The 18,910-nt window shown below is 67.3% G+C and carries 16 protein-coding genes and 1 pseudogene; 12 read left to right on the forward strand and 5 right to left on the reverse strand.

The genetic code is table 11. The features are described from left to right. Window positions 1-317 precede the first annotated feature (317 nt). From dctP to ACN6PJ_RS22180, 5 genes are all read left to right on the forward strand, one after another. Window positions 318-1,373: a TRAP transporter substrate-binding protein DctP gene (gene dctP / locus ACN6PJ_RS22160; protein WP_427997966.1), complete on the forward strand. Its 1,056-nt coding sequence runs from the start codon at window positions 318-320 to the stop codon at window positions 1,371-1,373. A gap of 21 nt (window positions 1,374-1,394) precedes the next feature. Next, window positions 1,395-1,910: a TRAP transporter small permease subunit gene (locus tag ACN6PJ_RS22165; RefSeq protein ID WP_427997967.1), complete on the forward strand. Its 516-nt coding sequence runs from the start codon at window positions 1,395-1,397 to the stop codon at window positions 1,908-1,910. Then, window positions 1,910-3,229 (forward strand): TRAP transporter large permease, encoded by a 1,320-nt coding sequence (locus tag ACN6PJ_RS22170; protein WP_427997968.1) that lies wholly within the window; start codon window positions 1,910-1,912, stop codon window positions 3,227-3,229. Before ACN6PJ_RS22165 ends, ACN6PJ_RS22170 begins: the two co-directional genes overlap by 1 nt. Before the next feature lie 76 nt (window positions 3,230-3,305). Beyond that, a complete protein-coding gene (dapA, locus tag ACN6PJ_RS22175; protein ID WP_427997969.1) occupies window positions 3,306-4,181 on the forward strand; it encodes a 4-hydroxy-tetrahydrodipicolinate synthase in 876 nt (291 codons plus the stop codon). Between the two features lie 10 nt (window positions 4,182-4,191). Continuing rightward, the gene (locus tag ACN6PJ_RS22180) at window positions 4,192-5,673 is read left to right on the forward strand and encodes an aldehyde dehydrogenase (protein ID WP_427997970.1); all 1,482 of its coding nucleotides are present in this window, start codon (window positions 4,192-4,194) and stop codon (window positions 5,671-5,673) included. 39 nt (window positions 5,674-5,712) lie between these two features. On the opposite strand, the gene ACN6PJ_RS22185 is transcribed toward ACN6PJ_RS22180, so the two are convergent. After that, window positions 5,713-6,369, reverse strand: a complete 657-nt coding sequence (locus ACN6PJ_RS22185; RefSeq protein ID WP_043544406.1) for a GntR family transcriptional regulator — start codon at window positions 6,367-6,369, stop codon at window positions 5,713-5,715. 264 nt (window positions 6,370-6,633) lie between these two features. Between ACN6PJ_RS22185 and ACN6PJ_RS22190 the strand changes: the two genes are divergently transcribed. The 3 genes from ACN6PJ_RS22190 to ACN6PJ_RS22200 all read left to right on the forward strand — a co-directional run bounded on the left by ACN6PJ_RS22190 (window position 6,634) and on the right by ACN6PJ_RS22200 (window position 10,259). Then, window positions 6,634-8,127: a PAS domain S-box protein gene (locus ACN6PJ_RS22190; protein WP_427997971.1), complete on the forward strand. Its 1,494-nt coding sequence runs from the start codon at window positions 6,634-6,636 to the stop codon at window positions 8,125-8,127. A gap of 240 nt (window positions 8,128-8,367) precedes the next feature. Next, the gene (gene bioB, locus ACN6PJ_RS22195) at window positions 8,368-9,384 is read left to right on the forward strand and encodes a biotin synthase BioB (RefSeq protein ID WP_427997972.1); all 1,017 of its coding nucleotides are present in this window, start codon (window positions 8,368-8,370) and stop codon (window positions 9,382-9,384) included. Continuing rightward, entirely contained in the window at window positions 9,381-10,259 is an 879-nt protein-coding gene (locus ACN6PJ_RS22200; protein WP_427998046.1) for an EamA family transporter, read from the forward strand. Before bioB ends, ACN6PJ_RS22200 begins: the two co-directional genes overlap by 4 nt. A gap of 16 nt (window positions 10,260-10,275) precedes the next feature. On the opposite strand, the gene ACN6PJ_RS22205 is transcribed toward ACN6PJ_RS22200, so the two are convergent. After that, window positions 10,276-11,643 (reverse strand): MFS transporter, encoded by a 1,368-nt coding sequence (locus ACN6PJ_RS22205; protein WP_427997973.1) that lies wholly within the window; start codon window positions 11,641-11,643, stop codon window positions 10,276-10,278. An 86-nt stretch (window positions 11,644-11,729) separates the two neighbouring features. Then, entirely contained in the window at window positions 11,730-12,233 is a 504-nt protein-coding gene (locus ACN6PJ_RS22210) for a peroxiredoxin (protein WP_427997974.1), read from the reverse strand. Between the two features lie 242 nt (window positions 12,234-12,475). Between ACN6PJ_RS22210 and ACN6PJ_RS22215 the strand changes: the two genes are divergently transcribed. Next, window positions 12,476-12,898 (forward strand): hypothetical protein, encoded by a 423-nt coding sequence (locus ACN6PJ_RS22215; RefSeq protein WP_427997975.1) that lies wholly within the window; start codon window positions 12,476-12,478, stop codon window positions 12,896-12,898. A 54-nt stretch (window positions 12,899-12,952) separates the two neighbouring features. Here ACN6PJ_RS22215 and ACN6PJ_RS22220 read toward each other — a convergent pair whose 3' ends face one another. Continuing rightward, window positions 12,953-13,831 (reverse strand): dienelactone hydrolase family protein, encoded by an 879-nt coding sequence (locus tag ACN6PJ_RS22220; RefSeq protein WP_427997976.1) that lies wholly within the window; start codon window positions 13,829-13,831, stop codon window positions 12,953-12,955. Window positions 13,832-13,891: 60 nt separating this feature from the next. Then, a complete protein-coding gene (locus tag ACN6PJ_RS22225) occupies window positions 13,892-17,464 on the reverse strand; it encodes a DUF748 domain-containing protein (RefSeq protein ID WP_427997977.1) in 3,573 nt (1,190 codons plus the stop codon). Window positions 17,465-17,635: 171 nt separating this feature from the next. Here ACN6PJ_RS22225 and moaC point away from each other — a divergent pair, with 171 nt between their 5' ends. The 3 genes and pseudogenes from moaC to ACN6PJ_RS22240 all read left to right on the forward strand — a co-directional run. Further along, window positions 17,636-18,124: a cyclic pyranopterin monophosphate synthase MoaC gene (gene moaC, locus ACN6PJ_RS22230; RefSeq protein ID WP_427997978.1), complete on the forward strand. Its 489-nt coding sequence runs from the start codon at window positions 17,636-17,638 to the stop codon at window positions 18,122-18,124. Beyond that, complete coding sequence (locus tag ACN6PJ_RS22235; protein ID WP_043544415.1) at window positions 18,105-18,356, forward strand: MoaD/ThiS family protein; 252 nt, start codon at window positions 18,105-18,107, stop codon at window positions 18,354-18,356. Before moaC ends, ACN6PJ_RS22235 begins: the two co-directional genes overlap by 20 nt. A gap of 5 nt (window positions 18,357-18,361) precedes the next feature. Then, window positions 18,362-18,814 (forward strand): annotated as a pseudogene (locus ACN6PJ_RS22240) (molybdenum cofactor biosynthesis protein MoaE); the annotation flags it as partial. Window positions 18,815-18,910 lie beyond the last annotated feature (96 nt).

Genomic DNA, 18,910 nt, shown 5'->3' on the forward strand with positions numbered 1-18,910 from the left:
CGGTAGTTCAGTTGGTTAGAATACCGGCCTGTCACGCCGGGGGTCGCGGGTTCGAGCCCCGTCCGCTCCGCCAAAGATCATAGGAAGCCTTGTGAGCCATTGCTTACAGGGCTTTTGTCATTTCTGGCCCTGCCCCGCGCAGGCCGCCCGCCCGCCGCCTTCCCGCGCGGCCACGCCCCGCGCAATCCCCCCCTTTCCGCAAGCCCCCCTTTGCCCACGCCTAGGGCTTACCCTTAAATATGTTGTTAATATATTTAATGGATATTAGACTGTCGCCGCAAAGACCGGTTCGATTTCCACATCCACAAGGGGAAAACATGAAAACATTGATCCGCGTATTGGCCGCCACTGTCATCTCGGCATGCGCCGCCAGCTCCGCCGCCGCGGCGGAGGTCACCTGGCGAGTCCCGACATCGGTTCCGGAAGGATCGCCCTTCTACAAGAATTTCCTCGAGCGCTTTGCCGCCAACGCCAAGACGCTGAGCGGCGGACGGGTGGAGATCCAGCCGTTTGGCGCGGGCGTGATCGTGCCGGCGCTGAAAGTGTTCGATGCGGTGCAGGACGGCGTGGTCGAGGCCGGCCATTCCACCTCCAGTTACCTGGTCAACCAGAACCCGGAAAACGCCATCTTCTCGGGCTTCCCCGGCGGCATGGGCCCCGATGCCTACAAGGCCTGGCTCTACGAAGGCGGCGGCAAGCAGCGGCTTGAAAAGCTGCGCGCCGGCCAGGGCCTGAAGACCATGATCGTGGGCATCGGTTCGTCCGAGATCATGGCGCACGCCAACAAGCCGATCCGCAACGCCGAAGACCTGAAGAACCTCAAATACCGCACTTCCGGCCCTTGGGCGGAGGTGATGCGCGACTACTTCGGCGCGGTGCCGACCGTGGTGCCGCCGGGCGAAACCTACACCCTGCTGCAGCGCAAGGGCGTGGACGCCGTGGAATGGGCGCCGCCTTCGGCCAACATGCCCGAAGGCTTCCACCAGGCAGCCAAGTACATCGTGGTCCCGGGCGTGCACCAGCCCACGTTCATGTGGGAAGTGGTGGTGAAGAAGGAGACCTGGGACAAGGTGCCCGCCGACCTGAAGCCGCTGATCGAGGCCGCCGCGGAACTCACGACGCAACAAGGGCTGGACTACTTCTACGACGCCGACATGAAGGCCATGGCGAAGTACCGCAGCGGCCGCAACGAGATCATCACGCTCGGCCCCGAATTCGTGAAGCAGCTTTCCGATGCGGGCAACGATTGGATGCGCAAGACGGCCGCAGCGCAAAAGGCCGCCGGCAAGCCGGACATGGCCGAGGTGCTGGCTGACTACCAGGCCTATCACGAGCGCTGGAAGGCCGAGAGCGGCTACCTGGTTCGCAACTGACGCGCGGCGAGGAAGGCGATCATGCTCGATGTCCTGGCCCGGTTTGCCAACGGTGTGTCCCGATTCGCTTCCCTGCTGGCCAGCGCATCGGCGGCAGTGCTGACCCTGGCGATGGTGTACGAAGTCTTCGCGCGCTACGTGTTCGATGCGCCGACGGTGTGGGCGTTCGACATCGCCTATATGAGCAACGGCGCGGTGTTCCTGCTGGGCATGGCCTATGTCCTGCGGGAAGACGCCCACATCCGCATCGATGTGCTGCGCAACCGCCTGCCCGCCCGCTTCAACAACGCGGTCCAGGGCATCGCCTACCTGCTGGTCCTGGCGCCGCTGTTCGGCGTGCTGTCCTCGATCGCCGTCGCGCACACCTGGCGCGCCTGGGTGCGCCACGAGGTCGAGACGGTCAGCCCCTGGGCGCCGCTGATGTGGCCTTTCTACCTGCTGATCGCGATCGGCCTGATCGCGATGACCCTGCAACTCGCGGCCGAGGGCCTGCGCGCCTTTGCCGGCCGGCCCTCCCCCGCCGCGAAGGAACATTGATGAATCCGACTGTCGCAGCCCTGATGTTCCCGGGGATGTTCCTGCTGATCTTCCTGGGCATCCCGGTTTCCCTTTCCCTGATCATTCCCGCCCTCATCGGCGGCTGGTTCGCCTTCGGCGGGAACGTCTTCAACCAGCTCTATGGCGGGCTTTACTCTGCCGCCACCAATTACATCCTGTCCGCGATCCCCATGTTCGTGCTGATGGGCGCGATCCTGGAGCGCTCGGGCATCGCGGCGCGCCTGTTCCGCACCATGCAGCTCTGGCTGGGGCGCCTGCCGGGCGGCCTGGCCGTGGCGACCATCGCCATGGGCGCGACCTTTGCGGCGGCCGCCGGCGTGGTCGGCGCGGTCGAGGTCATGGTGGGGCTGATGGCCATCCCGGCGATGCAGCGCTTTCGCTACGACAACTCGCTGATCGCGGGAACCATCTGCGCCGGCGGCTCGCTGGGCACGATGATTCCGCCGTCCGTGGTGGCAGTGGTGTATGCCTCGCTGGCGCAGGTCTCGGTCGGCGAACTGTTCGCCGCCATGCTGTTCCCCGGCCTGATCATGGTGGGGCTGTTCGTCCTGTACATCATCGGCGTCTGCGTGCTGAACCCCAGGAAAGGCCCGCCCGCCGACGCCGAGGACATGCGATTGCCGCTGGCGGCCAAACTGCGCATCACGCTGAGCGGGCTCGTGCCCACGATGCTGCTGATCTTCGCCGTGCTGGGCTCGCTGATGGCCGGTATCGCCTCGCCGACCGAAGCCGCCGCCGTGGGCGCCGTCGGCGCCTTGATCCTGTGCATCTGCTACGGCCAGTTCAGCCTGTCGATGATGCGCGAATCGCTGGCGATCACGGTCCGCATTTCAGCCATGATCCTGCTGATCGTCGCCGGCGGCATCATGTTCACCGGCATCTTCGCCGCCAATGGCGGGTCGCGCCTGATCCAGGGCCTGACGTCGGACCTGGGCCTGGGCGTGAACGGCACCCTGGTCCTGTTCCTGTGCATCGTTTTCCTCCTGGGCTTCGTCCTGGACTGGACCGCCAACGTGCTGATCTGCGTGCCGCTGTTCCTGCCCGTCCTGACGGCCGCGGGCGTCGATCCGATCTGGTTCGGCACGCTGGTGATCATCGTGATCCAGACCAGCTACCTGACGCCGCCCATGGCTTCGTCGATTTTCTACCTGCTATCGATCGCCCCGCCGGACATGAAGTACGGCCAGGTATGCCGGGGCGTGGTGCCCTTCATCCTGGTGCAGTTCGTGACGCTGGCGATCGTGGCGCTGTTCCCCGCCCTGGCCACCTGGCTGCCGCAGCGCATCGTAGGGTTCTGAACGACCTGGTTTGCGGGCCCGCGCGGCCTCGCTTTTGCCCGGTGACACGGGCGCTTTTTCTGCAATAGGAAGACGTATGAATATCGAAGGAGTCCTGGTACCCATCGTGACGCCGTTCGGCGCGGACGGCCGCGTGAATGCCGACGCCCTGCGGCGCCTGGTGGAACGCTTTGTGGAGGCGGGCGTGGCCGGCATCGTGGCCTGCGGCACGACCGGCGAGTTCTACGCCCTTGACGACGCCGAGCGCGAACTGGTGCTGCGCACGGTGGCGCAAGCCGCAAGCGGACGCATCACGCTGATCGCCGGCATCAACGCGCTTTCCACGCCCGAGGCGATCCGCAACGCCCATCAGGCCCGGGAGCTGGGCTATGAAGGCCTGATGCTGACCGCCCCGCCGTACAGCCTGCCCGAGCAGGCCGGCATCCTGCAGCATTTCCGCACCGTGGCGGCCGCCACGCCCCTGCCCATCATCCTGTACGACTTCCCGGCCCGCATCGGCGTGCAGATCGCGGTGGAAACGGTGGCCGAACTGGCCCGCATCCCGAACATCATCGGCATCAAGGAAAGCAGCGGCAACTTCAACCGCGCGCTCGCGCTGATCCAGGCCCGCATTCCGGATTTCCAGATCATCAGCGGCTCCGACGACATGGCCGCCGATTTCCTGTTCTGGGGCGTGCGCAGCTGGATCAGCGGCGGGGCCAATGTGTTCCCCGCAGAGCAGGCGGCGATGGTCAAGGCGGCCGCCGAACAACGCTGGGATGACGTCCGCGCGCTGATGAGCGGCATGTACCCGGTGATCCAGGCGATGGAATCCGGCGACTACAACCAGAAGGCCAAGCTCGGCTGCCGCAGGCATGGCGTCGACGCAGGGACGGTGCGCCTGCCGCTGGCGCCCTTGTCGGCCGAGGACGAGCGCGCCTTCCTGGCCATGCTCGATGCCTACCAGGGATAGGGGAATCGTCATGCCGCAAGCCAAAGAGCAGATATTCGAGCAAGCCCGCGCCGGGCGGCTGTGGGCGGGCCACCTGATTCCCGGCCATGCGTCGCCGGGCGCCCGCCTCGAAAACACGACGCCCATCGACAATAGCGCGATCGGTTCGATCGAAGCCGGCACGGCGGCCGACGTGGACCGCGCCGTGCAGGCCGCTCGCGCGAGCTTCAAATCGGGCGAGTGGTCGGGCCTGGCGCCGGCCGAACGCAAGCGCATCATGCTGGCCTGGGCGGACCTGCTGGCCGAGCATGCCGAGGAACTGGCGGCGCTGGATTGCGTGGACGCCGGCAAGCCCATCACCGAGTGCCTGAATACCGACATGCCGGCCACGCTGGACACGTTCCGCTGGTACGCGGAAGCCGTGGACAAGTGCTTCGGACGCATATCGCCGACCGGTCCCGACGCGCTGGGCCTGATCGTGAAGGAACCCATAGGCGTGGTGGGCGCCGTGCTGCCGTGGAATTTCCCCGCGCAGATGTATGCCTGGAAGGTGGCCCCGGCGCTGGCCGCGGGCAACTCGGTCATCGTCAAGCCGGCCGAGCTGACCTCCCTGAGCGCCTACCGCATGACCCAGCTCGCCCATCAGGCCGGCATCCCGGCGGGCGCCCTGATATTGGTCACCGGCTTGGGCGAAACCGTCGGCCAGGCCATCGGCCGCCACATGGGGGTGGACGTGGTGTCGTTCACGGGTTCGACCGAGGTGGGGCGATATTTCCTCAAGTATTCGGCCGAGAGCAATCTCAAGGAAATCGTGCTGGAATGCGGCGGCAAGAGCCCCCAGGTGATTTTCGACGACGCCGACCTGGACGGCCTGGTCGATCACGTGCTCGCCGCGGCCTTCTGGAACATGGGCGAGAACTGCAGTTGCGGTTCGCGCCTGATCGTCCAGGCAGGGATCAAGGACGCCCTGCTCGACCGCCTTCGCCAGCGCCTGTCGGAATGGAAAGTGGGCCTGCCCACCGAGGCCGACGTGAAGATCGGCCCGATGATCGAGCGCGCGCATTTCGACAAAGTGCGCGGTTTCCTCGAAGGCGCGGCCGCCGACGGCGCCCGCCTGGCGCACGGCGGACGCATCCACGCGGAACTCGGCAGCGGCTGGTACGTCGAACCGACGATCTTCGACGCCGTGACGGCGGACTCGCGGCTGTTCCAGGAAGAGGTCTTCGGCCCGATCCTGGCGGTGACGCCGTTCGAGACCGAGGCCGAGGCCATCGAACTGGCCAACAACAGCCAGTATGGCCTGGCGGCCTCGCTGTACACCCGAGACGTGCGCCGCGCGCAACGCGTGGCGCGGGCCATCCAGGCCGGCACCGTGTCGGTCAACGGCTTCTCGGAGGGCGACATCAGCACGCCGTTCGGCGGCTACAAGCAGTCGGGCTTCGGCGGCCGCGACAACGGGCTGGAAGCGCTGGATCAATACCAGCAGGTCAAGACCATCTGGTATGTGAACTGAGCTTCGCGCGGCGCGGGCCCGGCAGGCCCGCGCCGCCCCTCACCCCTCGATTACCGTGTGGGTGAATTCCGTCAGGTAGCTCATCAATGCATCCGCGCCCGCCATGGCCCGCTCGGGGTCATTGGCGTGGATGCCTTCGGCCTCCATCAGGTGGCACTGCGCGCCGCGCTCCAGATCGCCTTCGTGCTGGAAGGCATACCAGAAACGCCGGCACTGGATGATCATGGGAATGATCGCCTGCACCGCGTAGGGATTGCGGCTGGCTTCGTGATTGACCCTGTCCAGGGCCTGGTCGGCGTGCATGTAGCCGGCCAGGTCTCCGCGCCCGGCCGCGTCGACCATGTCGTGCGCATGCTGAAGCAGCTTGGCGCGCTGCTCCGGCGTGGCGCGGCGCGCCGAGGACATGGCGATCAGGCGCTCCAGCACCCGGCGGGTTTCGATCAGGATCAGGTGCTCTGCGATGCGGATCTCGCTCACGCGCAGGCCGCGACGCGGCTGCTGTTCGATCAGACCGCTGGCGACCAGACGCATCAACGCCTCGCGGATCGGCGTGCGGCCCAGGCCGGTGAGCTGGATCAGGTCGCTTTCCACGATAGGCTGATTGGGCTCGAGCTTGAGCGTGGCGATCATTTGCTCGATCGCGTCGTAGGCGGCTTCGGTCGCGCGCGTCTTGACGATGGGAGGGGAGTGATTCATGGAGATAGTGACCGGGATCCTGCGAGAGTCGAGCGCGCCTCGCGGAAGCTGGGAAGCTCCCCGCAGCGATCGTTAATATTTTTTAAGTATATTAAATTCCGGACCTCCTCGCCTAGGGCCGCAACAAGACTATCCCATTGTCGGACCCGGACCGCAGCAGGATGCGAGCCCCCCTACGCTCAGACTCGTCCGTTTCGCCATCTGGACAGCGGAACAGCCCGCCTTCATTCTTTGCGTTCGTGCCTGCGAAATGAAGAGGACTACGTGACCGAGAACGCCACCGCCCCCCATGCACGCCACCCGCACCTGCAAAGCATCGTCGCCGGCTTGAACGAAGGCATCATCCTGCTGGAAGCGGATGGCACCATCGCCTGGGCCAATGCCAGCGCTCTCGGCCTCCACGGCACCGACAAGCTGGAAGACCTTGGTGACACGCCTTCGGGCTACCGCAAGCGCTACACCCTCTCCCATCGCAACCACCACCGGGTGCCCGCCCGCCAATATCCGCTGGACCGCCTGGCGGCGGCCGAACCGTTCGAAGACCTGCTGCTGGACCTGGCGCGCAAGGACGACAAGGAATTCGTGCGGCGCGTGCGCGCGAGCGGCCTGAGCCTGCAAAGCGGCGACGGCGCGGGCTACCGGGTGCTGATCCTGCACGACCAGACCGGGCGCGCCGATCCCGGCGAAGGCATCGAACGCGCCTTCGATGCCAACCCCGTCCCCGCCTTGCTGTGCCGGCTGCACGATCTGCGCTGCATGAGAGCGAACGCCGGTTTCCTGGAAATGACCGGCTGGACGCGCGAGGCCGTGCTGGGCAGATCCGCCCGCGAACTCGACCTGCTTGGCGGCGGCGACGACAAGGAGCTCGCGATCGCCCGCCTCAACCAGGGATTGGCCATTCCCCCGCGCGAGGGCGTGGTGAGACTCGCGCGCGGCGGCGAAAAATGCGTGGTCGCGTCAGGACAGCCGGTCGACCTGGACGGCGTGCCCTGCATGCTGTTCACCTTCATCGACATGGACGCGCGCAGGCGGGCCGAGCTGGCCTTGCGGGACAGCGAAGAACGCTTCTCGAAGGCCTTTCGCCAGGCGCCCGCGCCGATGGCGCTGTGCGAAGCCGACGATCTTCATGTGCAGGAAGCCAACGACGCCTTCGCGGCGGCCATCGGCGCCAGCGTCGAGGCCTGCGCCGGACTGCCCCTGCCGGAACTGGGCCTGCCTGCCGGCGAAGACATCGCCGCGAGCCTGAAACGCGGGGAAAGCGTCCGCAACCGGGAGGCTGCGCTGATCACGCGCGACGGCGGACAATTGGATTGCCTGGTATCGGCCGCCTCGATCACGATCGGCGGCCTGCCTCGAGCGCTGGTGGTGATGCAGGACATCACCGAGCGCAAGCGCTCCGAGACCGAGCTGCTGACGGCCATCGAGGCCGTCATGCAGGACACCTCCTGGTTCAGCCGCGGCATCATCGAAAAGCTGGCGCAATTGCGCCAGCCCGCGCCGGCCACGCTCGACGCCGCGGAACTCGCCCAGCTCACCTCGCGCGAACGCGAAGTCCTGGGGCTGATGTGCCAGGGCCACGACGACGACGGCATCGCCCGGCACCTGAAACTCTCGCGCAACACCGTGCGCAATCACGTGGCCACGATCTACAGCAAGATCGGCGTGCACCGCCGCAGCGCCGCCATCGTCTGGGCGCGCGATCGCGGCATAACCGGCCGCGAGGCCGCCCGCAAGGGCGAAAAGAGCCATCCCGGCTGAACCCGGATTTTTACAATTTGATTCAAAATATCCAGGCCAGCGGCGTCGCCGAAGATAAGGCCGAGTTAGCGATCGGTGGACGCTAAAATTCACCAAGTTCGGCGAAACACACGGCTACATAGCTCCAAATTCCGCAATACCACCTGCATTGCACAAACCGCGCGCAGCTTCTTACGATCCGCCGATCCAGCCCTTGCCCAGCAAGCCGCTCGATTCCGCAAGACCGACAGGAGCCCGTTCATGCAGACCGCCTACATCCCCGTTCCGACGCCCGCCAAACCGGCGGCCGCGCCCGCCTGGACCGCCGCCGACATCATGGCGCTCTACGAGATGCCGTTCATGGACCTGGTTTTCCGCGCCCAGCAGACGCACCGCGCCCATTTCGATCCGAACGCCATCCAGCTGTCCAGCCTGCTGTCGATCAAGACCGGGGGCTGTCCCGAGGATTGCGCCTACTGCCCGCAGTCCTCGCACTACGACACCGGCCTGGACGCGGACAAGCTCATGCCGCTGGAAGACGTGGTGGCGGCGGCGCGCGCCGCGCAGGCCGGCGGCGCGCAGCGCTTCTGCATGGGCGCCGCCTGGCGCAGCCCCAAGCCGCATCATCTGGATGCCGTGGCCGAGATGGTCAGCGCCGTCAAGGCGCTGGGCCTGGAAACCTGCGTCACCCTGGGCATGCTGCGCGACGGGCAGGCCGAACAGCTCAAAGAGGCCGGCCTGGACTACTACAACCACAACCTGGACACCTCGCCCGAGTTCTACGGCAAGATCATTTCCACCCGCACCTACCAGGATCGCCTGGACACGCTGGACCGCGTGCGCGACGCGGGCATCAGCGTGTGCTGCGGCGGCATCGTCGGCATGGGCGAATCGCGGCGCGAGCGCGCGGGCCTGATCGCCCAGCTGGCCAGCATGGAGCCCTACCCCGAATCCGTGCCGATCAACAATCTCGTCCAGGTGGAAGGCACGCCGCTGGCCGGCGTGGAAGCGCTGGACCCCTTCGAATTCGTGCGCACGATCGCGGTCGCCCGGATCGCCATGCCGCGCGCCGCGGTGCGGCTGTCGGCCGGCCGCGAGGCCATGGACGACGCGCTGCAGGCCCTGTGCTTCATGGCGGGCGCCAATTCCATGTTCTACGGCGACGCATTGCTCACCACCGCCAATCCGCAGATGGAAGCCGACCAGCGCCTGCTGGCGCGCCTGGGCATGCGGATCGACGCCGCGCAACACGTGACGGATGCCGCGACGTGCCGCTGACCCCCGGCCTGCTCTACCTGCTTGCCAGCGTCGCCTGCAGCGTCACGGTGGCCGTGCTGCTGAAGCTGGCCCGGCGCTGGCAGGTCGACGTGCGGCAGGCCATCGCCATGAACTACCTGGTGGCCGCCCTCCTCTGCTGGGCCGTGCTGCGGCCGGATCCGGGCGGCCTGCTCGCGCCGAGGACACCCTGGATGGTTCTGGCCGCGCTGGGCGTCCTGCTGCCCAGCGTGTTCCTGGCCATGGCGGCGGCCGTGCGCCATGCCGGCATCGTGCGCAGCGACGCCGCGCAGCGCCTGTCGCTGTTCATTCCGCTGTTGGCGGCGTTCCTGCTGTTCGGCGAGCCGCCCAGCGGCCGCAAGCTGGCCGCGACCGCGCTGGCCGCCGGCGCGCTGTATTGCCTGCTGCGCCGCGCCGCCCCGGCGGCTTCGTCCACTGTGGGCGGCGAGGCCGGCGGCGGCCGCGCGGCCTGGGCCTGGCCGCTGGCGGTCTGGCTGGGCTACGGCCTCATCGACATTCTGTTCAAGCAAGTGGCGCGCGCGGGCACGGCGTTCGCGGGCGGTCTGCTCCTGGCGTTCGTCCTCGCGGGACTGCTGATGCTGGCCTACCTGCTGCTGCGCCGGGTGCGATGCCAACCCAGGCACCTGGCCGCCGGCGTGGCGCTGGGGCTGGCGAACTTCGGCAATATCCTGACCTATATCCGCGCCCACCAATCGCTGCCCGAACATCCCGCGCTGGTATTCGCATCGATGAACATGGGAGTGATCACGCTGGGCACGCTGGTCGGCGCGCTGGCCTTCCGCGAACCGTTGTCGCGCCTGAACGCGCTGGGCATCGCGCTGGCCCTGGCCGCCATAGTGCTGATGGCGCCCTGGTAAAGGCGCCACCGGCGGCTCAGGTGCCGGTGCGGGCCTCGCGCCCCGCGTCGGCCTCGTCTTCGTTCTCGGCGGCCTGCGCGGGCACGGTTTCGGCAACCGGGGCGACGCTCGCGGGATCGGGCTGCGCCATTTCCATGGCGATGTCGTTCTCGGGATCCACGCGGGGATCCAGCACCGCCGCGGCGGGCGAGCTTTGCAGGGTGTCGGGCATGGGCACGAAGTGCGTCGGCGCCTCTTCCACCTGGTGCGCGCCGGTAACGCGGGTGGGACGCACGTGCCAGACCAGGATCACGGCGCAGGCCGAGGTGAACACGTAGTACATGCTGGGACCGGCCAGCGACATCAGCACGCCCGCGATCATGGGGCCCACGCAGGCGCCCACGCCGTAGGTCATGAGCAGCACGGCCGACAGGCTGACGCGGCGCTCGGATTCGACGTGGTCATTGGCGAACGCCGCCCCCAGCGGATATAGCGTGAACTGCAGCACGCCGAAGACGCAGGACATGGCGACCAGGGCCCAGTACGGCAACGCGATCCAGCCCCACATGACGGCAGGCAGCAGCACCAGCAGCAAGGCATTGAAGCGGATCAGGCCGGCCCGGTTGATGCGGTCGGACAGCCAGCCCATGGGCCACTGCGACAGCAGGCCGGCCGTCACGGCGGCGGCCACGAAGATGGCCGCCTGCGAGGTGGACAGGCCGTGCTTGGCGGCATACACGGCGGCCAGGCCATAGAACGCGCCTGAAAGATTGCCCGCCACGAACAGCACCGTCATCGACAGCGGCACCCGCCGCATGAAGAAACGGATGTCCAGCGGCGCCGGCAGCGGCGTGGGCGGGTGGGAACGCGCCGTGACGGCGATGGGCACCAGGCACAGCACCAGGCACATCGCCACCAGCGTCAACGGACGCAGGTCCAGCGTGGCGTACGCGGTCAGGGCAAGCTGCCCCAGCACCGTGCCCAGGCCGGACACGACCATGTAGACGGAGAAGACGCGTCCGCGCTGGTGGTTTTCGGTCTGCTCGTTGAGCCAGCTCTCGATCACCATGAACTCGGTCACCATGACGATGCCGGAAATGACGCGGAACACCAGCCACAGCGGCATCGATTCGACCAGCGTCTGGGCCAGGATCATGCTGGTGGCGATGGCGGCGCAGGCCACGAATGCACGGATGTGGCCCACGCGGATGATCAGCCGGTGGCCGAGGCGCGCGCCGCACACGAGGCCGAGGTAGTAGCCGGCGATCAGCGCGCCGATCCACACTTCGCTGACGGACTGCGCCGTCAGCCGGAGCCCCATATAGGTATTGAAAAGACCCGTGCCGATCAGCATCAGCAGGGTCGCGAAATACAGCGAGGAGAATGAAGAGAGCGTGGCAAGCATGGCGTCGGCAACCGCTGCTGGCGGCAGCGCTGCGGGCCGCCATGGCGGCCCGCAGCGCTGAGCGGTAAAACAGGAACTGCGTGGAATCAGACTTGCGACAGCATCGTGGCGGCGTCGCTGACTTCGAACTTGCCAGGCGCTTCGACGTTCAGCTGCTTGACCACGCCGTCGACGATCAGCGCCGAGTAGCGCTGCGAACGCACGCCCATGCCGCGCTGGACCAGGTCCAGCTCCAGGCCCAGCGCCTGGGTCCACAGCGCGGAGCCGTCGGCCAGCATGCGGACCTTGCCGTCGGTCTTCTGTTCACGGCCCCACGCGCCCATGACGAACGCATCATTGACGGACACGCACCAGATTTCATCGACGCCCTTGGCCTTCAGGGCCGCGGCCTGCTCCACGTAGCCCGGCAGATGCTTGGCCGAGCAGGTGGGCGTGAAGGCGCCGGGCACGGCAAACAGCGCGATGGTCTTGCCACGGGCCAGGTCGGCGACCTGGAACGCATTGGGGCCCAGCGAGCAGCCGGCGGTTTCGGTTTCGATGAATTCGGTCAGGGTGCCGTCCGGCACGCGGTCGCCGACTTTGATCGTCATGTGAATCTCCAGGGTGTGAGGGGCAATGCATTGGGGCAGGATGGCCCCACAGGCTCCATCATAGTTCCTGCGCGGCCGCCCTGCTGCGGGACGGGAGCCGGGAAAAGAAGATGCACAGTCTGAAACGACTCCACACCGCCCTCTCATGGCCTCGAAACGGCAGGTTGCCATAATCTTGGGTTGGAAATCCTTGCCCGCGGACGCCGCCGACAGGGGCGCGGGCGCCAAGCGGAGATTCACCGATGCGCAAGATACTGACCGGCCTGGCCTGGATGCTGGGCGCAGCCGCTCCAGCCTGGGCGGCCCCCGATGCCAGCGAACAGATCCAGTACGACTCCTTCGTCACGGCCGCGGGCGCGTCCAATGGCGCGGCCCGCGCCTGCGGCGCCTCCGAGCCCGACCTCGCCCAACATCAGGCCACTGCCCGCAAGAACCTGCTCCAGTACGCCCGGGAATACGGATTTGCCGCGGGCGGCTATGACGCGCTGTTCAAGAAGGGGCAGGCCGAGGGCAAGACGATGATGGACGAGATGAAGCGCTCCGGCGTGGACGGCTGCCGGGGCGTCCTGGGCGGCTTCCAGAACGAACGCGTGATGGATTACGAGGACATGAAAAAGGCGTTGGCGGAGGTCAATGACGGCTTGCCCGGAGAGGATGCCAACTAGCCTGGCGCCGAGTCTTGCAACGCCAGGCGCCGGGCCGCACGCAAAGCCCCGCTCCTACAAGCCCTTCTGCTTGAACCAGTCGAGCATGCGGGTCCAGGCCTGTTCCGCCTCCGCCTTGCGGTACGACGGCCGGTAATCCGCATGGAACGCATGCGGCGCGTCCGGATAGACATCGATCCGGGACGCCTTGGCCGCTGCGGGCCCCTGGGCAAGCGCGATCCGCATGCGATCGACATCGGCCTGCGAGATGCCCGCGTCCTTGCCGCCATAGGCCCCCAGCACGGGAGCCTTCAGCTCGTTCACCAGGCTGAGCACGGACTTGGGCTTCAGTTCGCTCGGCTCGCCGGCCAGTTGGCCGTACCAGGCCGCGCCCGCTTTCAGCTTGGGATTGTGCGCGGCGTATAGCCAGACCTGGCGGCCGCCCCAGCAGAAACCCAGTATGCCCAGCTTGCCGGGGTCCCCGCCGTTGGCGGCGGCCCACGCCGCGGTGGCGTCCAGATCGCCCTGGACCTGGGCGTCGGGCACCTTGCCGATGATTTCCGCCTGGAGCTTGGGAATATCGGTGTATTGGGAGGGATCGCCCTGGCGGGCGAACAGTTCGGGCGCAACGGCCAGATAGCCCAGGTGGGCCAGCCGCCGGCATACGTCCTGGATATATTCATGCACTCCGAATATCTCCGACACCACCAGCAGCGTGGGCAGGTTCTTCTTGCCCTGCGGCGCCGCGCGGTAGGCGGGGATCTTGCCGTCCGGGGCGGGGATGTCGATCTTGCCGGCCACGAGGCCGTCGGCATTCGTGGAAATGGCCGTCTGCGCCACGGCCTGGCCGGCCGCCAGCGAAAATCCGGCCGCCACCGAAGTGGCAATGAAGCCCCGCCGGTCCAGCTTCAGGGGCGGAAGCAGGCTGTCGAACTGCGCGTCCTGGTCTTTCATCGAGCGTCTCCTGGCAAAGGCCGGCCAGGGGCGTCCGAACGCCCCCGCGGCCAGCCTGGTTCACTTCAGGGAGAAGTCCACGCGCGAGGGCTGCCCCTCGTCCTTGATGCCATCCGCGTCCAGTTGCGGCGCAACGATGAACACCCGTTCCGCGAGTCCTTCCTGGGCTTGCAGCTTCTCATAAACCGCCTGCGCGCGGGCATCCGCCAATTGCCGCAACTGCTCTTCGCCGACGGGCGCCACGCTGCGCAGCATCTCCTCCATCTGCTCCGCCGGCACGGACTTGGCCATGCCGATGAAATTGCGCGGCTTGTCCTTGATGTCCGTATCGTCGTAGACCTCTTCCAGGTACTTGGCGCGCTCGGCGGCCGATACCTGGACCCCGGCCGGATTCGGCTTCTTGCCCCGCGGGGCGGTGTCGGCCGCCTTGGCGGCGCGGATCTGGTTGTCGACCCAGGCCTGGCGCAGGCCTTCCATGTCGGTCTTGGGATCGGCGCGGCCGCTGATGTCCATCTTCAGCGCGGGACGGTCCAGAAGGGCCTTGGTCAGCGTGTCGATGCGCTGCACGCTGTCTTCCGTCAAGGCCGCGCTGCCGGGCGCGAATTCGACGTAGGACAGTTCCTCGCCGCCGCCGAAGGCCGAGGCCAGCAGGCTGAAAGGCGAGGTCACGGCCTTGACCACCAGATTCATCAGCACGCGGACCACGATACCGCCCACCGAGAACTCCGGGTCGTCCAGCGATCCGGAAATCGGCAGATTGATGTCGATATTGCCGCGCGAATCCTTCAGCAGGGCCACCGCCAGCAGCACGGGCAGCTTGGTCGCGTCGGGGCTGTTCGTCTTGTCGCCGAAGGTCAGCTGGTTGAGCACGACGTGGTTGGAGGCCTGCAGCGCCCGGTCCTTGATCTTGTATTCCAGATCGACCGACAGCTTGCCGCGCTTGATGGGATAGCCCACGTACTTGGCGGAATAGGTATTGAAGCGCGGCAGGTCCACGCCCTTGGCCGAGGCCTTCAGGTCCAGCGACAGGTACTTGGCGAACGGCTGCACGATGCCGCTGATCGACAGGGGCGCCGTCGTGTAGACGCGGCCCGTGACCTTAACCTTGGCGGGCTGGGGATTGGTGGACGAGACCGCCGTGATCGAACCCTCGACGCTGGACAGTTCCGCCACGTAGTTGGGCTTCACGAAGCGATCGGTGAAGGTCATGCGGCCGCGCTTCAGGGTGACGCTGTTGACCGCGATGTCCGGCATGGCGCTGGATCCGCTCTTGGCGGCGGGCTCCGCGGGCGGCGCGCTGCGGCGGCCCGGCGTCTGCGTGTCCTGCGTGATGGAGCCGCCCGCCTGGCCCGGCGCCGCCACCAGGTCCATGACGTTCAGGCGACCTTGGGCATTGAGCAGCACGCGGCCGTAGAAGTCTTCCAGCGCGATGTCGCCCAGCCTGGCGCCGATCTTGTCGCCCGCCACCGAGATGTCCATGCCCGAGAAGCCCAGCCGTTTCCAGTTCAGGAAGTCGTCGTTGTTGACGCGGTCCTGGAGGTCCACGCCCGTGACCTCGACGCCGCCCTTCCAGCTGGCCTTCATCGGCGCGTTGCCGGCCGCGGCCGCGAACTCCGCATTGCCTTTGGCGCCCAGCGTCACGGCGCGCACCGTGGCGTTCAGGCTGGAGGCCGCGTACGGCGCGAAAGAGGCGACGTTCAGCTCGGACAGGTCCACGGACGTCTTCACCGTCAGCGGCTGCGGCGTGAAGGCGCCCTTGAGGTCCAGCTTGCCGTTGCCCTGGATGCCCGCCGCCGCCAGGGTGAAGTTGCTCTGCCCCGGCCCCATGGCAAGGCGGTCGGCGGTCACGCGCAGGCTTTGCAGCGCGATGTCCAGCGCGGGCTTGAGGGATTCATCGCGCGCCTTGAACTGGGTCAGGTCTGCCTGGACCGCGGTCGCGGACGCGTCCACGGCGCCCTTGGCCTCGCGCACATGCACTTGCGCCGTCGCGCCCAGCCGGCCATCGAGCAGCGAGATCGGCGCCGCGCTGCGCACGGCCGGAGCCAGGGGCGCCAGCGCGATGTTGCCCAGGCGCACGCCCAATTCCAGCGACAGCGGCTTCAGGACCAGCGGGCCCTTGGCGCGCAGCCAGCCCCCGTCGGTGCTGTTGTCCATGGTCAGCCACAGATTGATGGGCTCGTCCTTCACCTGCGGCAGGGCCACGCCTTCGACCGTGGCGGCCAGGCCGGTCATGACGTAGTCCAGCTTGCTGATCGCATCGGTGACGTAGACCTCGCCCTCGTGCAGGTTGAAGGCGTCCAGCGCCACTTTCCAGTCCTCGGGCGCGGCGGCGGGAGCGGGCTCGGCGGGCGCCGCGGGAGCGCCGGCGCCCGCCGCGGGATCCGCCGGAGCAGGAACAGGAGCGGCCCCGCCGGCGGGAGCGGCCGCAGGGTCCGCCGCGCCGGCCTGCGCGGAGGCCGGCGCGGCGCCCGCGACAGCCGCCTGGTCCGTCGCCTTCCTGGGATCCAGGCCGCTGGCCTTGCGGAGCTTGTCCGCCACGGGCGTGGCGGTGGGTTCGACGCCGCCCAGCTGCTTCAGCTGCGCGACCACGTCCTGCCAGTTCAGATGCTCGTTGGCGTAGCGCCGCACGTGGATCTGCGGCGCCCAGAGGCCCACCTCGCCCACGTAGACGCGGCGCGCTATCGGTTCGAGCTCCAGCCGGGTGACGGTCAGCGCGCTCCATGCGGCCAGGCCCTGTCCGGAGGTGTCGCGCAGGTCGAAACGGCGCAGCCCCAGGTCGCCGACGACCCGGATCTTGGGCGGCGCATCCTTGGGCTGCTCGAACACGACCTGCAGATTGGAATCCAGCAGCGCGCTTTCGAGCTTGAACGGCAGGGGCATGGGCCAGACGTCCGCCCATTTCTCGAGCTGCAGGCCGTCGAACGCGACCTGCAACGTGGACGAAGGCACCACGTCGAAAGGACGGGCCACGCCGGTCAGGTCGAAGGGGCTGCCGTTGATGCGCAGATGCAGGCGAGGCTGCACGTCGATGTCGGTGGCGTAGCCGAAGGTCGAAATGAAGGGCACGCCCACGCCGAGCTCGTCCACGACCTGCTTGCGGCCGGTGACCTTGTCGTCCAGCGTGATGGAGCCGTTCTCGATCACCATGTTGTTCAGCGAGAAGCGGGGCAGCCCTTCGTCCGGCTTGGGCGGCTCCTCGGGCTTGGCGGCCGCCAATTCGGCCACGCGTTGCTCAATATCAGAGAAATTGAAGCGGGTGACGTCCTCGCGCACGATGGCGATGTTAGGCTCGCGCAGCGTCAGGCGGTCGACGACGGGCGCAAACCAGAACAGCGAGGTCCAGGCGGCGCTGGCATCCAGTTCGGCCAATGTGAGCAGCGGCGTCTGCGAGCCGGGCTGGGCCACGGCCAGGTCGCGCGCGCGGATGGTCAGCGTGAACGGATTGAAGGTGATCTTGCCGACGGAGACGTCGCGGCCGATCATTTTGGAGACGTCCTGGGTCAGGACGTTGCCCAGTATCTTGGGGACTTGCCAGGCAGCGACGCCGAAGAGGACCAGTATGAATGCCGCAATGCCCAGAAGAATTTTGCCGACCCGGCGTGTCAACCGAAGCTTAGGCATCCGCAAGGGCATTGCACGTCTCCTGATACGAATTGAAGGCCGTGCGATCCCGTCCTTCTAATGACTACAGGCGCGATTATCGCGCCCCCTGCACCGCTCGTCTATCATAGGCGTATCAGCGGCCTTGCCCGGCCAGCCGGGGCCGCTCTTTTCAAACATTAACAATTCTCGCTCCTGATTCCCATGTCCACGTCCACCCCCACCTTGAGCCACCTGGATGAAGCCGGCCAGGTCCGCATGGTCGACGTCATCGCCAAGTCGGACACCGAACGCGTGGCGATCGCCACCGCCGGGATACGCATGAACGCCGTGGCCTACGGCCTGCTGACCCAGCCGGGCCAGGGCAAAGGCGAGGTCCTCAACACCGCGCGCGTGGCCGCCATATTGGCCGCCAAGCGCTGCGCGGAGCTGATCCCGCTGTGCCATAGCCTGCCGCTGTCCTTCGTCGGCATCGAGTTCGCGCTGGACGACGCCGCCCACCGGATCGACATCCTGGCCACCTGCCGCACCAGCTATAAAACGGGCGTGGAAATGGAAGCCATGACGGCCTGCAGCGTGGCCGCGCTGACCATCTACGATATGTGCAAGGCTGCCGACAAGGGCATCGTGATCGAGCAAGTTCGCCTCAAGTACAAGGCGGGAGGAAAAAGCGGTGAGTGGCGCAACGATTAATCTTCTCTATTTCGCGCGCGTGGCCGAATTGGTCGGCAAGCGCTCCGAGGCCTGGCCCCTGGAAGAAGATTCCACGGGCGCGCAGCTGCTTGCCGCCCTGGGCGAACGCTATCCCCAGCTGGCTCCCGCCGCGCGCCTGAAGCTGGCCATCAACCAGACCCACGCCAAGCCGTCCGCCCCCATCCGCGCGGGCGACGAGGTCGCGGTATTCGAACCCGTCACCGGAGGGTGAACGCCATGATCAGCGTCCAGGAAGCCGATTTCGACGGCGCCGCGCTCACGGCCGCGCTGCGGGAAAGCGCCGGGCCGGGCGTGGGCGGCATCGTCACGTTCGTGGGCTATGTGCGCGACTACTCGCCCGACACCCCCACCGACACGCTCTTTCTCGAACACTATCCCGGCATGTGCGAACGCGAGCTCGAAGAGATCGCCGCGACCGCCCGCGCCCGCTGGAATCTCGACGGCACGGTGATCGTGCACCGCGTGGGCGCGCTGCCCCGCAACGCCCAGATCGTCTTCGTGGCGGCGGCCAGCGCCCATCGGGGCGACGCTTTCCGCGGCTGCGAATACATCATCGACGCGCTCAAGACCCGGGCCCCCTTCTGGAAGCGCGAGACCCTCGCGGGCGGCGACAGCTTCTGGGTGGAACAACGCCAATCCGACCAGGACCGCACGCAGTCCTGGGATGAAAAGGCCCCCACGCCGCGCGCGACGCGCGTGCTGCCCCCCGAGGGCGCCGTTCTTGCCTCGGGGCGGCCCAGCGGCAAAAAATCCTCCACGGCAAAG

The sequence above is a fragment of the Achromobacter sp. genome (assembly GCF_050285585.1).
Classification (GTDB): domain Bacteria; phylum Pseudomonadota; class Gammaproteobacteria; order Burkholderiales; family Burkholderiaceae_B; genus Achromobacter.

Bases quoted from the DNA above. Each gene is read 5' to 3' on its own strand.
- ACN6PJ_RS22205 (WP_427997973.1), bottom strand. From the start codon at position 11,643: ATGCTTGCCACGCTCTCTTCATTCTCCTCGCTGTATTTCGCGACCCTG.
- ACN6PJ_RS22165 (WP_427997967.1), top strand. From the start codon at position 1,395: ATGCTCGATGTCCTGGCCCGGTTTGCCAACGGTGTGTCCCGATTCGCT.
- ACN6PJ_RS22170 (WP_427997968.1), top strand. From the start codon at position 1,910: ATGAATCCGACTGTCGCAGCCCTGATGTTCCCGGGGATGTTCCTGCTG.
- ACN6PJ_RS22185 (WP_043544406.1), bottom strand. From the start codon at position 6,369: ATGAATCACTCCCCTCCCATCGTCAAGACGCGCGCGACCGAAGCCGCC.
- bioB (WP_427997972.1), top strand. From the start codon at position 8,368: ATGCAGACCGCCTACATCCCCGTTCCGACGCCCGCCAAACCGGCGGCC.
- ACN6PJ_RS22210 (WP_427997974.1), bottom strand. From the start codon at position 12,233: ATGACGATCAAAGTCGGCGACCGCGTGCCGGACGGCACCCTGACCGAA.
- ACN6PJ_RS22180 (WP_427997970.1), top strand. From the start codon at position 4,192: ATGCCGCAAGCCAAAGAGCAGATATTCGAGCAAGCCCGCGCCGGGCGG.
- dapA (WP_427997969.1), top strand. From the start codon at position 3,306: ATGAATATCGAAGGAGTCCTGGTACCCATCGTGACGCCGTTCGGCGCG.
- dctP (WP_427997966.1), top strand. From the start codon at position 318: ATGAAAACATTGATCCGCGTATTGGCCGCCACTGTCATCTCGGCATGC.
- moaC (WP_427997978.1), top strand. From the start codon at position 17,636: ATGTCCACGTCCACCCCCACCTTGAGCCACCTGGATGAAGCCGGCCAG.
- ACN6PJ_RS22220 (WP_427997976.1), bottom strand. From the start codon at position 13,831: ATGAAAGACCAGGACGCGCAGTTCGACAGCCTGCTTCCGCCCCTGAAG.
- ACN6PJ_RS22215 (WP_427997975.1), top strand. From the start codon at position 12,476: ATGCGCAAGATACTGACCGGCCTGGCCTGGATGCTGGGCGCAGCCGCT.
- ACN6PJ_RS22225 (WP_427997977.1), bottom strand. From the start codon at position 17,464: ATGCCCTTGCGGATGCCTAAGCTTCGGTTGACACGCCGGGTCGGCAAA.